This is a genomic window from Aquabacter sp. DMC10 (genome assembly GCF_056314145.1).
Genome location: NZ_JBQUYX010000009.1, coordinates 50,443 through 63,623, shown reverse-complemented (window position 1 = coordinate 63,623; position 13,181 = coordinate 50,443). Strand labels below are relative to the sequence as shown.

12 protein-coding genes, 1 tRNA gene and 1 riboswitch are annotated in these 13,181 nt (G+C 66.6%); of the genes, 6 read left to right on the top strand and 7 right to left on the bottom strand.

Annotated features, from left to right (window positions below):
- The first annotated feature begins 59 nt into the window (after positions 1–59).
- From phnD to phnE (ACT54L_RS21470), 3 genes are all read left to right on the top strand, one after another.
- Positions 60–971: a phosphonate ABC transporter substrate-binding protein gene (gene phnD / locus ACT54L_RS21480; RefSeq protein ID WP_476087681.1), complete on the top strand. Its 912-nt coding sequence runs from the start codon at positions 60–62 to the stop codon at positions 969–971.
- Between the two features lie 272 nt (positions 972–1,243).
- Positions 1,244–2,128, top strand: a complete 885-nt coding sequence (gene phnE / locus ACT54L_RS21475) for a phosphonate ABC transporter, permease protein PhnE (RefSeq protein ID WP_476087680.1) — start codon at positions 1,244–1,246, stop codon at positions 2,126–2,128.
- Positions 2,125–2,988, top strand: coding sequence for a phosphonate ABC transporter, permease protein PhnE (gene phnE / locus ACT54L_RS21470; RefSeq protein ID WP_476087679.1), 864 nt, complete (start codon positions 2,125–2,127; stop codon positions 2,986–2,988). The genes phnE (ACT54L_RS21475) and phnE (ACT54L_RS21470) overlap by 4 nt, the downstream gene beginning before the upstream one ends.
- Positions 2,989–3,079: 91 nt before the next feature.
- Here phnE (ACT54L_RS21470) and ACT54L_RS21465 read toward each other — a convergent pair whose 3' ends face one another.
- Positions 3,080–3,997 (bottom strand): homoserine O-succinyltransferase, encoded by a 918-nt coding sequence (locus ACT54L_RS21465; RefSeq protein ID WP_476087678.1) that lies wholly within the window; start codon positions 3,995–3,997, stop codon positions 3,080–3,082.
- 44 nt (positions 3,998–4,041) lie between these two features.
- Positions 4,042–4,150, bottom strand: a riboswitch (SAM-I-IV-variant riboswitch).
- A gap of 317 nt (positions 4,151–4,467) precedes the next feature.
- Here ACT54L_RS21465 and ACT54L_RS21460 point away from each other — a divergent pair.
- The gene (locus ACT54L_RS21460) at positions 4,468–4,890 is read left to right on the top strand and encodes a hypothetical protein (RefSeq protein ID WP_476087677.1); all 423 of its coding nucleotides are present in this window, start codon (positions 4,468–4,470) and stop codon (positions 4,888–4,890) included.
- Positions 4,891–4,943: 53 nt separating this feature from the next.
- On the opposite strand, the gene ACT54L_RS21455 is transcribed toward ACT54L_RS21460, so the two are convergent.
- The 5 genes from ACT54L_RS21455 to ACT54L_RS21435 form a co-directional block, all read right to left on the bottom strand.
- Positions 4,944–5,885 carry an AEC family transporter gene (locus tag ACT54L_RS21455; RefSeq protein WP_476087676.1) on the bottom strand — a complete coding sequence of 314 codons (942 nt, stop codon included), beginning with the start codon at positions 5,883–5,885 and terminating at the stop codon, positions 4,944–4,946.
- A 247-nt stretch (positions 5,886–6,132) separates the two neighbouring features.
- A tRNA-His gene (locus ACT54L_RS21450) sits at positions 6,133–6,209 on the bottom strand.
- A gap of 153 nt (positions 6,210–6,362) precedes the next feature.
- A complete protein-coding gene (locus ACT54L_RS21445) occupies positions 6,363–6,764 on the bottom strand; it encodes a DUF1398 family protein (protein WP_476087674.1) in 402 nt (133 codons plus the stop codon).
- Between the two features lie 17 nt (positions 6,765–6,781).
- Complete coding sequence (locus ACT54L_RS21440) at positions 6,782–7,261, bottom strand: MarR family winged helix-turn-helix transcriptional regulator (RefSeq protein ID WP_476087673.1); 480 nt, start codon at positions 7,259–7,261, stop codon at positions 6,782–6,784.
- A 271-nt stretch (positions 7,262–7,532) separates the two neighbouring features.
- Positions 7,533–8,153, bottom strand: coding sequence for a TetR/AcrR family transcriptional regulator (locus ACT54L_RS21435; RefSeq protein ID WP_476087672.1), 621 nt, complete (start codon positions 8,151–8,153; stop codon positions 7,533–7,535).
- Between the two features lie 71 nt (positions 8,154–8,224).
- On the opposite strand from ACT54L_RS21435, the gene ACT54L_RS21430 reads away from it, so the two are divergent.
- A complete protein-coding gene (locus ACT54L_RS21430; protein WP_476087671.1) occupies positions 8,225–9,139 on the top strand; it encodes an oxidoreductase in 915 nt (304 codons plus the stop codon).
- A gap of 171 nt (positions 9,140–9,310) precedes the next feature.
- Positions 9,311–10,264 carry an AEC family transporter gene (locus ACT54L_RS21425; protein WP_476087670.1) on the top strand — a complete coding sequence of 318 codons (954 nt, stop codon included), beginning with the start codon at positions 9,311–9,313 and terminating at the stop codon, positions 10,262–10,264.
- A 9-nt stretch (positions 10,265–10,273) separates the two neighbouring features.
- Here the strand turns inward: ACT54L_RS21425 and ACT54L_RS21420 are convergent, their stop codons facing one another.
- Entirely contained in the window at positions 10,274–13,153 is a 2,880-nt protein-coding gene (locus ACT54L_RS21420) for a DUF4114 domain-containing protein (protein WP_476087669.1), read from the bottom strand.
- Between the last annotated feature and the right edge of the window lie 28 nt (positions 13,154–13,181).

Below are 13,181 nucleotides of genomic sequence, written 5' to 3'. Positions count from 1 at the left end.
GCGTTCTCGTGTTCAACATGTCCCGTGTTCAACATGTCCCCATGGACGAGGAAAGACCCATGCTGACCCGTCGTACCCTCATTGCTGCCGGCGCCGCGCTGGCTCTGTCCGCGGGCGCCGCGCTCGCCCAGGATTGGAAGGCCCAGTATCCCGAACTGGTGTTCGCCATCATCCCCGCCGAGAACGCCTCCGGCGTGACCGAGCGTTATGCGCCCCTCATGAGCTACCTGACCAAGGAGCTGGGCACCAAGGTCACGCTGCGCGTGGCCAATGACTATGCGGCGGTGATCGAAGGCCAGCGCGCCGGCAACATCCACATCGCCTCCTACGGCCCGTCCTCCTTCGCCCGCGCGCTGATGACCGGCGCCAAGATCGAAGCCTTCGCCATCGAGGTGAATGCGGACGGCACCAAGGGCTACCATTCGGTGCTCTATGTGAAGGCCGACAGCCCCTACAAGTCCATCGAGGACCTGAAGGGCAAGAATCTCTGCCTGGTGGACCCCAATTCCACCTCCGGCAACAACGTGCCGCGCTTCGCCATGAACAAGATGGGCATCCAGCCCGACCAGTTCTTCGGCAAGGTGGTCTATGCCGGCTCGCATGAGAACGCCGTCATCGGCGTGCAGCAGGGCACCTGCGACGCCGCCTTCAACTGGTGGAACGACGACCAGGAATCCAACCTCATGCGCATGGATCGCAAGGGGATGGCCAAGTATTCGGACTATCGCATCATCTTCAAGTCCGAGCAGATCGTGAACTCGCCCCTGGCTTATCTCGACAGCCTGCCGGCGGACCTCAAGGCCAAGATCCGCGATGCCTTCTTCTCCATCGAGAAGAACGACAAGGCCGCCTTCGACAAGATCTATGAAGGCAAGCAGCAGGTGTGGCAGCCGGTGGACAATTCCTCCTACCAGGCGATCATCGAGCTGAACAAGTTCGTGGACGAACTGCGCAAGAAGAAGGCGTCCTGAGGTCTGGAGGGCGCGGCCGGAGACGGCCGGGCCTTTTCTTTCTGGTCTCCGCTCGCCGACGCCTCTCCGGGGGGAACGTCATGCCCGGGCTTGGCCCGGGCATGCACGCCTCGCCGCCTCGAAGACCGTCGGAAGCCTGATCCAGGCCGCTCCCCGTGGATGGCCGGGACAAGCCCGGCCATGACGGTGACGATGCTGAGAGCCGGTTCATGAAGCCGGCTCCCCTGTTCAGTTCCTTTCGCCCTTTGTCCCTGCCACCGGATCCGCGCGCCTTGGCCCACACCGTCGTCCGCCTCCCCGCAGAGCAGATCGCGCCCATGGCGCGCCTCTATGATGAGGCGGTGGCCGCGCGCCGTCGCCATTCCTTCATCGGGATGGGCGTGGTGGCCGTGTGCATCGCCCTGTCGTGCTGGTGGGGCGAGGTGAAGCCCTCGGTCTTCGCCGCCAATGCCTATCGCCTCGGCGATTATTTCTGGAACATCCTGCCCACGCTGCGGCTCGACCAGCTGGGCGCGGATCTGGCCGAATGGTACTGGAACCTGGATGGCTGGCTGAAGCTGCTCGCCGACACCATCATGATCGCCTATCTGGGCACCGTGTTTGGCGTCATGGGCGCGCTGTGCCTGTGCTTCCTGGCCTCCGCCAATCTCACCCGCAACACCACTGTGCGTTTTGCCGCCCGCCGGCTCCTGGAATTCTGCCGCACCGTGCCGGAGATCGTCTTCGCGCTCCTGTTCGTGGTGGCGTTTGGCCTTGGCCCCATGCCCGGCGTGCTGGCGCTGGCCATCCACACCATGGGGTCGCTGGGCAAATTGTTCGCCGAGGTGGTGGAGAATATCGACATGAAGCCGGTGGAGGGCGCCACCGCTTCCGGCGCCTCCTGGGTGCAGGCGGTGCGGCTTGCCGTGCTGCCGCAGGTGCTCTCCAATTTTGCCTCCTATGGCCTGCTGCGCTTCGAGATCAATGTGCGCGAGGCGGCCATCATGGGCTTCGTGGGGGCGGGCGGCATCGGCCAGGACCTGGTGGAGGCCATCCGCAAATTCTATTATTCCGACGTCTCCGCCATCCTGCTGCTCATCATCGCCACGGTCACGATCATCGACCTGGTGACCGAGCGCATCCGCCATCGGCTCATCAGCATGGAGGCCGGCCGATGAACCGGGCCCGTCTCGCCTTCGATCCGGCCGAGCAAGCGCGCCTGAAGGCGCTCTATCCGCAGCATTTCCGCCTCACCGATGGCGGGCGCATCACCGGCTGGGTGCTGATCGCGGCCATGGCGGTGCTTGCGGTCTATGCCATGTGGCATCTGGGCTTCTCGCTGGCGCGCATCGGCACGGGCCTCGCCCAGCTCGGCCATTTCCTCACCCTCATGGTGCCGCCCGATCCCGGCAAGCAATTGCCGCTGTACCTGCACGCCCTGGGCGAGACGCTGGCCATCGCCTTTCTCGGCACCTTCGCCGGCGCGGTGCTCGCCTTGCCCTTGGGGCTGCTGGCCGCCAAGAATGTGGTCGCCAATCCCCTCCTGCACACCCTGGTGCGCCGGGTGCTGGACGTGTTCCGCGGGGTGGACAAGCTGATTTGGGCGCTGATCTATGTGACGGTGGTTGGCCTTGGCCCCTTCGCCGGCATCCTGGCCATCGCCACCTCGTCCATCGGCGATCTCGGCAAGCTCTTCTCCGAGGCGGTGGAGGCGAGCGACCGCAAGCCGGTGGAAGGCATCACCGCCTCCGGCGGCGGGCCGCTGGAAGGGGTGCGCTTCGGCCTCTTCCCGCAGGTGCTGCCGGTGCTGGCCAGCCAGATCCTCTATTATTTCGAATCCAATTCCCGCCAGTCCACCATTGTGGGCATCGTCGGCGCTGGCGGCCTTGGCCTCCATCTGGCCGAGCAGATCCGCATTCTGGAATGGCAGAAGGTGAGCTTCCTGATCCTGATGATGCTCATCATGGTGGCGGCGATCGACTTCATCTCCTCCCGGCTGCGCTTCGCCATCATCGGGCGCCGCTCCGTGCAGGTGTGAGCCCTCCGGCGGCCAGGGGCGGGAGCAAAAAAAGGCCGGGCGCCCCAGGGGCCCGGCCTTTTTCGTGCTTCTCTTTGAAAGGCGCGCCCGCTCAGCGCCCGATCTCGTCCAGCTGATACGGCGTCGTCTGGTAGATCTCGTTGATCCAGTTGGAAAAGAACAGATGGGCGTGGCCGCGCCAGCGGTTGCGCGGAGCGCGGGAGGCGTCGTCGCCGGGGAAATAATGGGCCGGCACGGGGGTCGAGGGGTTCTTGGCGCTGTCGCGGGCATATTCGGCCGCCAGCGTCCCGCTCTCATATTCCAGATGGTTGAACATGAAGAGCAGGCGGCGCTCCGCATCCTCCAGGAGGCCGAGGCCGGCTTCGTCCGAATCCAGCAGCACGCGCACCTTGTCCTCGCCCGGCAGGTCTTCCCGCCGCACCTCGGTCCAGCGGGAGACCGGAATGTCCACGTCGTCTGAGAAGCCGCGCAGATAGGGAGAGGCGGGGGTCTCCACGCGGTGGCTGTAGACGCCCGAGAGCTTGGCGTTCAGCTCGTGCTTGGGCACGCCATGGAAATGCTGGATGGCCGCCTGGGCGCCCCAGCAGATGGTCATGGTGGAATGCACGTGGCGCTGCGTCCAGTCGAACAGGCGGCGCAACTCGTCCCAATAGCCCACCTGCTCGAAGGGCAAGGTTTCCACCGGCGCGCCGGTGACCAGGAAGCCGTCAAACGTCTCCTGCCGCACCTCGTCCCAGGTGCGATAGAAGGCGGCCATGTGGTCGGCGGAGGTGTGCCGCGGCGTGTGGCTGCCCATGTGCACCAACGACAATTCCACCTGGAGCGGCACGGCGCCCAAGAGGCGCGCGAACTGCGTCTCGGTGCGGGGCTTGTCGGGCATCAGATTGAGCAGGCCGAGCTTGAGGGGCCGGATATCCTGGCGCGCGGCATCGGTCTCGCGCATGACCACCACGCCCTCGGCTTCGAGGGTGGCGCGTGCGGGCAACGTGTCCGGTATCTTGATCGGCATGTCCAAACCCTGTCTCACCTTGGCGCGGGACGGAGCTCGGATCGGATCGCCCGTTTCGTTGCCGCCTCGGCCACATCCTCCCACCGCGGGAGTTCCACCTTGCTCGGGAAAGCAGGTTGGCGTCGGGCCCTTGCCCAACTCTTGATGCAAGGGCTTGCATAGCGCTTGTGCCCGCGGCCCGCAAGACCTCAGGAACAGGCGCGGGCTGCAGGGACCTGCCGCCGGAGCGGCCGCGCGGACCTTGAGACGCGTTGCTGGTCGGAGATTTTGGGAAAAGGTGGTTAACATCGGCCCGCGCCGGACGGTGCGCCAGGAAAACGCCACAAAGCAGCGCAGCAGGCCGAAAAACGCCTCTAAATCAACGCGAAAGCCAAGGTGGCGGTCATAATTCGGAGCCCATTGCAGAGCAGGATCACGATCGATTGAGGGCCGTTTATTTCACTGGACGTGCCCCGAACGGAGTAGTGGACATGGTCACCTTCAGCAAGAAGGTTGCGGTCGCCGGTCTTGCGGCCCTCTTGACCCTGACGGCGGGCGCGCCCGCCATGGCTGGTGGATGGGGACCCGGATACGGGCCCGGCTATGGCCCCGGCTGGGGCCCTCCCGGGCCGCCCCCGCCGCGCTGCTGGAATTGCGGGCCCTATTACCGCAACCACAACAATAATGGCGCGGCAGTGGGGGCGGGCATCGCGCTCGGCCTGCTCGGCGCCGCCGCCATTGCCGGTGCCGCCAGCAGCCCGCCGCCGCCGGTCTATTATGCCCCGGCTCCGCCGCCGCCCACGGTCTATTATGCCCCCGCGCCCCAGCCGGTCTATGTGGCGCCCCCGCCGCCCACCGGCCAGTGCTGGTTCCCCACCAACACGCACGGGGCGGGCTATTGGGCGCCGTGCTGAACGCTTAAGGAAAAGGGCGGCTCTGGCCGCCCTTTGTCGTTTGCGCGGCCCGGTCAGCCCCCGGCCACCTTCATGGCGATGAGGGTGATGGCCGGCATGGTGAAGGCGGCGAACACGATCTGCACTGTCAGCATCTCCGCCAGCAGGGGCGCATTGCCGCCCATCTGGCGGGCCAGCACATAGCCGGCCGGCGCCGATGGCACGGCGGCGAGCAGCACGATGACCGTCAGTTCCAGGCCGGACAGGCCCAGCGCCACCCCCGCCGCCAGCGTCACCAGCGGCTTCACCACCAGGGTCAGCGCCACCGTCAGGCAGGTGACGAGGCGGGGGCGGGCGAGATCGCGCAGCACCAGCCCGCCGCCCACCACCAAGAGGCCGATGGCCAGCGAGGCCCGGCCGAGCACGTCGCCAAATTCCAGCAGCACGGCGGGCACCGGCACCTTCAGCACATTGATGGCCATGCCCGCCGCGCACGACCAGATGAGCGGATTGCGCCCCAATTGCCGGGCCATGAGGGTGAGCGAGGTGCTCCCGGCTGCGCCATAGCGGGAGAGCACGGCCACGCAGATCACATTGACGATGGGCACCAGGCACACAAGGGCCACCGCTGCCACCGTGATGCCGCTCGCCCCATAAAGCCCGCCCACGGCGGCGAGCGCCACATAGGTGTTCCAGCGCAGCACCCCCTGGAACAGGGAGGTGAAGGACGGCCCGTCCACCCCCATCACGCGGTTGAGGGCCGGCCGGGCCAGCAGCAACGCGGCCGCCAGCACCACCAGCATGAAGGTGAAGGCGCCGAGCACCCCCACCAGATTGACCTTGGACAGGTCCGCCCGCACCCCCGAGACCACCAGCAAAGCGGGAAACAGCACGTAATAGGTCAATTGCTCCATGCCGAACCAATGGGCGGGATCGGGCAGGAAGCGCCGGCGCAGCGCGGCGCCGAGGGCGACCACGAGGGCGACGGGGACGAGGGCGGTGAGGATGGCGGACATGGCGGGACTGCGATCGGAACAGGCGGGCGATGGGGCGAAACTGGCGCGCGCTCGGCCGAGGAGGCGGGTCGGTATCAACCGGGAAGGGCCGGCGGAGCGGGAGGTCCGGCGCCGGGCGGGATGAGTCTTATACAACACCCGCCGCCCGGCGCGAGCCTGTTGCGGGCGCGCGGGGCGGCTGCGGGCGCGGCGGATGGGCGCGCGCGGGAGGGCGATGGTCATTCAACGAGGGGAGGGGGAAATCCAATGGTACAGCTGGGTGGGCTCGAACCACCGACCTCCGGTTCCACAGACCGGCGCTCTAACCAACTGAGCTACAGCTGCACAGCGCGGCACCGCAAGGGGTGCCGGCGAGGACGCGGAACCTACGCTGAGCGCCCCAAGGTTTCAAGGGGGGCGGCGTCGATGTCTGCGCGGGGCTGTTGATAGTGGGGCGCGGGGCGCCTTGCAAGGGGCTGGAGGCAGGTCTGGCCCCACTCAACTGGGGAAGAGTTCCACATGGCTCTCGCCCGTGCGGCCCATATAGACCGCCCGCCGGCCGAGGAACGACACCAGATAGGAGGCGCAGCCCGCCGCAGCCACGGTGCGGCAGAAGCCCTGATAGCTGTAGCCTGGCGCCTTCCTCTGCGCCGCCTGGATGGCGGCCTGGATGGGGCCCACGTCGAATCTGTCGGCAACAGGGGTGTGGAACGCATGGGTCGGCAGGTCGAGCGTGCTGCCGTCGGGCCGGTAATAGGTGGCGCGGCCGGCGCGGAAATCCACCGCATACCCCTCGAATCCCGCCTCCATGAGGGCGCCGACCATCTCAGGGAAAGTCAGGGTGTCAGCCTGAGCGGCGGCAAGGCAGGCGCGGGCGGTCTCGATGTGCTTGGGGTCCATGGGGGCTTCCTGAAAGGTCATTCCACTGGCGTGGCGGTGATCCGGCAATGGGCGGCGATGCGGGCGAGCAGGTGTTCCAGGCTTGTCCGTTCCGCCGGGGTGAGGAGGCCGAAGCAATCGGCATCGTTGCGGTCGGCAAGCGCCGCGAGGTGCGGCACCAGGGCGAGGCCGGCGGGGGTCAAGGCGAGGGTCTGGGCGCGCTTGTCTTCGGCATGGGCGGCGCGGGTGAGGAGCGCCTTGGCGATGAGCCGGTCCGCCAGCTTGGTGATGGCGCCGCGCGTCAGGCCAAGACGCGCCGCCACCTGGCTCGGCGGGGTGGGCGGCGTGCCATAGAGGGCGCGCAGCACCACCCATTCGGCGGTGGTCACCCCCTGGCCCGCCAGCTTCGCGGCGAAGGCCTGGGACACATGGTTGGAAACCGCGCGCAGCCGGAAGCCCAGATGCGCATCAAGGTCGGACACCGGGGGAGGGGGGACGGGGGACACCGGAAGCCTCATCTGATTTACTAGGAAACTATCTGGATATGATTTCCTAGTCAACAATATCGAGCCGCCTGCCGGGGTGATCGCCGCCCTCGGAGGGCTTCCGGGACCCTGACGCGCGGTGGCGCCTCCCCGTGCGGATCGGCTGTGGGCGAGCAAGGCGGCGCGAGACCTCCGGCGGCACGAGCGGCCCGGCGCGGCCCGGCGTCCGGGGGGCGGGGCACACCGGGCCGCGGGGGGCGCGGCCTCCGACAAGGTGCGGGTGCCCAAAGGCGCCGGCGCCGGGCTAGGGATGAAGGCGCATTTCCTTGGCGGCGCTGCCGAAGATGTCTTCAAGAAGTTCGCGTATGGGCCGCGCGCCCTTCTCCTGGGAGAAGATATCGGACGCAAGGCGGAATGCCCCAACCGAGATCATCGCGACGGTGCGCAATGCGGTTGAGCGTTCCGGCTCAGGCCACCGCTCCTTGAGCGCGGCGTAGATTTCACTTTCCTGTTGCACGTAGAAGGCCTGCTTGCGGGCCTGAACGCTCGCGCTCGTCCGCATCAGCCGGTCCAGCTCAATCATGTCGTTGGCTGGAAGAGCGTCACAAACCCTGATGACGGCATCGCGCACCGCTTCGATGGGTGTAGAGCCTGCGGGAGCGTTTTTCACCGCATCACTCAGCTGCTCTCCCATCCCGCTGAGGAGGGAGAGCAGAATGTCGTCCTTCGAGGTGAAGTAATAGAAGAAGGTTCTGCGCGAAATGCCGGCCGCAGACGCAATGTCTTCGAGCGTTGTCTGCTCGATGCCGTGCTGAAGGAAAAGGGCGATGCCCGTCTCCGTGATGCGCCGCTTCGTGTCGCGCTTCTTCCGCTCCCGGAGGCCACCGCCTGCTTTGTCGACACGGTCGGACACCTTCAGCGCCACCCTCTTGAAAAATTACACTCGGTGTAATAATCATTTTACACCACGTGCAAAAATTCGCAAAGAGGCGCCAGATGACCCAGTGGACCGCCGCCGACATCCCCGATCAGCAGGGGCGCACCGCTATCGTGACCGGAACCGGCGGATTGGGGTTGGAGACGGCCCTCGCGCTCGCCGGGGCCGGATGTGACGTGACCATCGCCGGTCGCGACCCTCAGAAGGGGGACGAGGCGGTATCCCGCATCAAACAGGCGGTTCGCGGCGCGCGTGTTCAGTTCGGAAAGCTTGATCTGGCCGATCTGTCCTCGGTTGCCTCATTCGCGCGGCAAATGGAGAGCGAGAGGGCGAGCCTTGACCTTCTGGTGAACAATGCCGGGGTCATGCTCCCCCCGAAGCGGCGGGAGACCCGGGACGGCTTCGAGCTCCAGCTGGGAACCAACCATCTCGGCCACTTCGCCTTGACGGCGCGTCTGAAGGGGCTTCTGTCCAAAGGCAGGGACGCCCGCGTCGTTACGCTCTCCAGTCTGGCGGCCAATGGTGGACAGATTGATTTCGACGACATCAATCTTGCGAAGACCTATCGCCCGATGGCGGGCTACAGCCAGTCGAAGCTCGCATGCTTGATGTTCGCCCTCGAGCTTGATCGCCGCAGCCGCGCGGGGGGATGGGGCTTTTCGGGCCTGGCGGCCCATCCCGGCATCTCGCGGACCGATCTCATTCACAACACGCTGGGTCCGCGCAGCGTTGAGGGCGTGGCGCGGACATTTTTGTGGTTCCTGTTCCAGCCCGCAGCCCAAGGCGCGCTGCCCTCCCTCTATGCGGCGACGTCCGCCGAGGCGGAGGGGGGTGGCTATTACGGCCCCGACCGGCTTTTTGAAACCCGTGGGCATCCGCGTCCCGCGCGTCTTCCGGCGCAGGCGCTCGATCTTGAGGCTCGGCAAAGGCTCTGGGCCATTTCGGAAGTCATGACGGACGTGACGCTGTCCTGACATTCCGTCCCATCGGTCGTGTGCACGTGCGCCGGATGGCCCCTGCCGCGACGCGCCTTGCCGCCAGCGCATCGGCTTGGCCGCGTCCATGCCGGCGCGAGGGTTCTCCCGTGGCGGCGCTGCCGCTACCAATGGCGTCCCGCCCCGCCTGCGCCCGCCCCACAGGTTTCCATGTCGGACATTATCGGCCTTGCCTTGCCCTTCTTCGGGCTCATCTTTCTCGGCTATGGCTGCGGGCGGTTCGTGCGCCTGCCGGAAGAGGGGCTGGCCTGGCTCACCTTCTTCATCATCTATCTGGCGCTGCCGGCCCTGTTCTATCGCATCGTGGCGCAGACGCCCTTTTCCGAGCTGGTCAATCCGCGCTTCATCCTGGCGGTGGTGGTCTCCACCTCCCTGTGCGCGTTCCTGGCGCTGGGCATCGGGCTGTGGTTGCGGCGGGGCAATGTGGGGGAGGCGGCCATCGCCGCCACCGTCGGCGGCTATGCCAATGTGGGCTATATGGGCCCAGGCCTGACGCTGGCGGCGCTGGGCCAGGATGCGGCCACTCCCGCCGCCCTCATCTTCGCCTGCGACAGCCTGTTCTTCTTCACCCTCGTGCCGCTGCTCATGGCGGTGCAGCGGCGGGAAGGGCATATCGGCGCCACTTTGCTGCTGGTGGTGCGCCGCGTGCTCACCCATCCCTTCAACGTGGCGACGCTGCTCGGCATCGTCTCGGCCGCCTTCGAGTTCCGCGCGCCCGGCGCTGTGGAGCGGATGCTGGACTTCCTGAAGAATGCCGCCGCCCCCTGCGCCCTGTTCGCGCTGGGTGTCACGGTGGCGCTGCGCCCGCTTGGCCATGTGCCACGCGAATTGCCGCCGCTGCTGGCCCTCAAGCTGCTGGTGCATCCGGCCATCGCTTTGGTGGTGATGACCAGCCTCGGCACCTTCCTCGTGCCCTGGGTGCAGACGGCGGTGCTCATGGCGTCCCTGCCGCCGGCGCTCAACTGCTTCGTGCTGGCGCGCCAATACCGCATCTATGTGGAGGAAGCCTCCGCCGCCGTGCTGCTGGGCACGGCGGCCTCGGTGGTGACGGTGACCGGGGCGCTCTACCTCATCAAGAGCGGCCACCTGCCGCTCCTGCCCTGAGAGCGACCCTCACACCAGCCAGTCGTGGCCGGTGGCGGAGGTGAAGTCGAGCTGCACCACCAGGTCGTTGTAATCGTGGTCGCCGCCGCCATAGAGGTCTTCCCACCCGAAGGTGTTGAGGCCGTAGCTCCACAGATGGCCAACCGACTGCCCGTTCACCTGCTCATTGGCCTGGGAGAAGGCCCAATAGGTGTGGCCCGCTGACGTCAGCGACATGGCGATGATGTCGCCATGGTCGACGCCGGTGATCTCGCTCTGGCTGTATTGGCCATAGCCCGCGCCGGTGATGGAGGTGGTGCCGGTGTCGGTGTGATAGGCGCGCGAAGCCGCAGCCGCCGCATAGCCGGCCTGGCCGGGGGCGAGGCCACCGATGGTGCCGGAGAAATCGTCCACCTTGTAGAAGGTGACGGAACTCTCGTTCATGCCGTTCTGGCGCAGGCGCACCACCACGTCCATGTCATCCGCCGCGCCGGCGGTGAAGGCCACGGCCACCGGTCGGGCCACCTCCACCGCGCCATTGGCATTGGCAAACTCCATGAAGCCGTAGTCGGAGGTCAGCGCCGCCTGATAGGCGCTGGCCGCCGTGCCGCCGATGGAGACCGACACGTCCGTGCCGACAGCCACATGGGTCTGGTAGAGCGTGCCCTGGGCCTGGTGGTCGAACATGGTGACGAGCTCGGCCGAGAAGTCCGACTGCAGGCTCTGCTGGGCGAGTTGGCTGGTCCAGGCATAGGCGGCGGAGGCCGTATTGGAGGAGGTGTTGGGGATCTTGGTGAAATTGAGCGAGATTTCCTCGTCCCCCAGGCCCGTGGACTGGAACAGGAGGCTCTGCGAGGCGGAGGACACCCAATCGCTGCCCGAGGCCTCCAGCACCGGGGTGGGGTCGAAATACATCTGGGTGTGGGCGATGGCGGTGAGCGCGCGGGCGAGCAGCAGGCCGTTGGGCGTGCCAAGTCCCGAGATGAGGTCGAAGCCGGCGCTGGCCTCATAGCCATAGCCGGTGGGCGTGATCTGGGAGCCGGCGGATTCGTAGGCGCCGCCCATGTAGAAGCTGGACGTGTTGTTGCCCATGGTGATGTCGTTGAAGGCACCGGGCGCGATGGCCGAGGCCAGATAGACCAGGTCGTTCATGTAGCCGAGGTTCGGCAGGCCCTGGTCGGCGAAGATGGTGTTGAACTGGGTGATGAGCGAGGCCCAGACCGGGGTCGCCGCGCTGGTGCCGCCCTCGCCGGTGAGGCCGGTCATGTCGCCCTTCGGCGTCCAGTAGAACATGTTGCCGCCGGCATTGGCGGACACGTCGGAGACGGCGCGGCCGGGCAGGCCGCTCACCAGATCGGTGGAATTGAGGCCATAGTCGGTCTGGTAGCCGGGCTGCGGCTGGGTGGTGTCCACGCCGCCGGAGCTGGCATTATTGTCCAGATAGCCGCCATCCAGGATCTTGTTGGCGGTGGTCACGGTATATTCGTTCCACACCGTCTCGACGAAGGTGCTGACGCCGGAAAGGTCGGAATAGGGCGCCTTCAGCCCGCCCTGCACCAATTGCCAGATGGTCGCCATGTTCCCGGACTGGGCCGAGGCCAGGAGAGAGGCGAGGGTGGGGTCGTCGACGGCCGTCGCGGGGGTGGAGACCGAGGTGCCGCCCACCACCAGCGTGAAGGGGCTGGAGGCATTGGCTTCCACATTGGTGACGCCGTTGGCGGTCTCATTGCCCGATCCGCCGTCGCCCAGCGCGATCACCACCGTCTGGTTCTGCAGCGCCGCGTCGATGTAAAGCTGCCAATAGGCCCAGTAGAAGGGCGAGTTCGGCGACTGGATGTTCTCATCACCCCAGGATGAGGACACCACCTGCGGAAGCGTTCCGGCGGGAAGGCCCGTGGCGGTTTGCCAGAAGGCGCTCTGATAGGCTGTGTATGTGCCAGCCTCCGCCCAGCCATTATAGCCCGACCCCACATAGAGGGCGAGGTCGCTGTTGGGATTGATGGCGGTGGCGATGCCCACGTCCAGGGACCGCTCGCCGCTGCTGGTGGCGGGGGTCGCCCCCACCTCGCCCTGCGCATAGGCGGTCCCCGTGCCCGTGACGCCCACCGCGGCCCGATACTGCTCCAGCAGATCCTGGAAGCTGGTGGTGCCCGGCACGGAGGTGCCGATGCCCGGCTCGATGAAACCGATGAGCCCGGTCTGCACCGTCTCGCCGTTCAGCGGGAAATTATAGATGCCGGCGGCCACGTCCTGCGGGTCCACATTGGTGTCCGCCGTGGTGGAATTGCCGATGCTCTGCGGCCCCACCGGCAAGGTGGTGGAGGCGCCGCCCGACAGGTCCTGCGCGGTGGGCGGCCAGCTGCCATTGTCCGCCCACAGGCCGGCAATGCCGGGGGCGATGTTGGAGGGCAAGCTCAGATTGCCGTTCCAGAACAGGAAGTCATAGCCGCTGGAGTCGACCCCCGCCTTCATCAGCTGGGTGCCGAAGAGATTCTGGAACTCGGTGGCGTTCAGCGACAGCCAGATGGTCCGCGATTCCTGCGAGGTGACATAGTCGCCGGTGGTGGCCGCGTGGCTGCCGAGCACGTGGTAGTTCTGGCCCTGCAGCCACTGAAGCGCATTGCTATAAGTGGTCTGGTCCGCCCCATAGGTGCTCCAGAGCTGCTGCGGCGTCATGGAGGCCAGCGTCTTCTGGCGGGTGCCCCAGTCGCTTTCCAGCAGGGCGGTGGGATCGTTCGCGCGATCGAAGATCAGGGCGATATTGATGGAATTGCTGTCGTCCGCCGCCTGGACCTCGCTGTTGGAATAGCCATACGCCGCCTGAACCGTCGTGGTCCCCGGCTGGAGCAGGCCATAGGCGGCAAAGTCCAGATAGGAGGAGTTTGCGATCTCGGTGGTGGGGGCAGTCATCGTGCGAACCTATGGAGCAAAGCGGGAG

What these genes read in the sequence shown, in the direction of transcription:
- phnD (WP_476087681.1), top strand. Translation starts at nt 60, where the DNA reads ATGCTGACCCGTCGTACCCTCATTGCTGCCGGCGCCGCGCTGGCTCTG.
- phnE (WP_476087679.1), top strand. Translation starts at nt 2,125, where the DNA reads ATGAACCGGGCCCGTCTCGCCTTCGATCCGGCCGAGCAAGCGCGCCTG.
- ACT54L_RS21465 (WP_476087678.1), bottom strand. Translation starts at nt 3,997, where the DNA reads ATGCCGATCAAGATACCGGACACGTTGCCCGCACGCGCCACCCTCGAA.
- ACT54L_RS21460 (WP_476087677.1), top strand. Translation starts at nt 4,468, where the DNA reads ATGGTCACCTTCAGCAAGAAGGTTGCGGTCGCCGGTCTTGCGGCCCTC.
- ACT54L_RS21455 (WP_476087676.1), bottom strand. Translation starts at nt 5,885, where the DNA reads ATGTCCGCCATCCTCACCGCCCTCGTCCCCGTCGCCCTCGTGGTCGCC.
- ACT54L_RS21445 (WP_476087674.1), bottom strand. Translation starts at nt 6,764, where the DNA reads ATGGACCCCAAGCACATCGAGACCGCCCGCGCCTGCCTTGCCGCCGCT.
- ACT54L_RS21440 (WP_476087673.1), bottom strand. Translation starts at nt 7,261, where the DNA reads ATGAGGCTTCCGGTGTCCCCCGTCCCCCCTCCCCCGGTGTCCGACCTT.
- ACT54L_RS21430 (WP_476087671.1), top strand. Translation starts at nt 8,225, where the DNA reads ATGACCCAGTGGACCGCCGCCGACATCCCCGATCAGCAGGGGCGCACC.
- ACT54L_RS21425 (WP_476087670.1), top strand. Translation starts at nt 9,311, where the DNA reads ATGTCGGACATTATCGGCCTTGCCTTGCCCTTCTTCGGGCTCATCTTT.
- ACT54L_RS21420 (WP_476087669.1), bottom strand. Translation starts at nt 13,153, where the DNA reads ATGACTGCCCCCACCACCGAGATCGCAAACTCCTCCTATCTGGACTTT.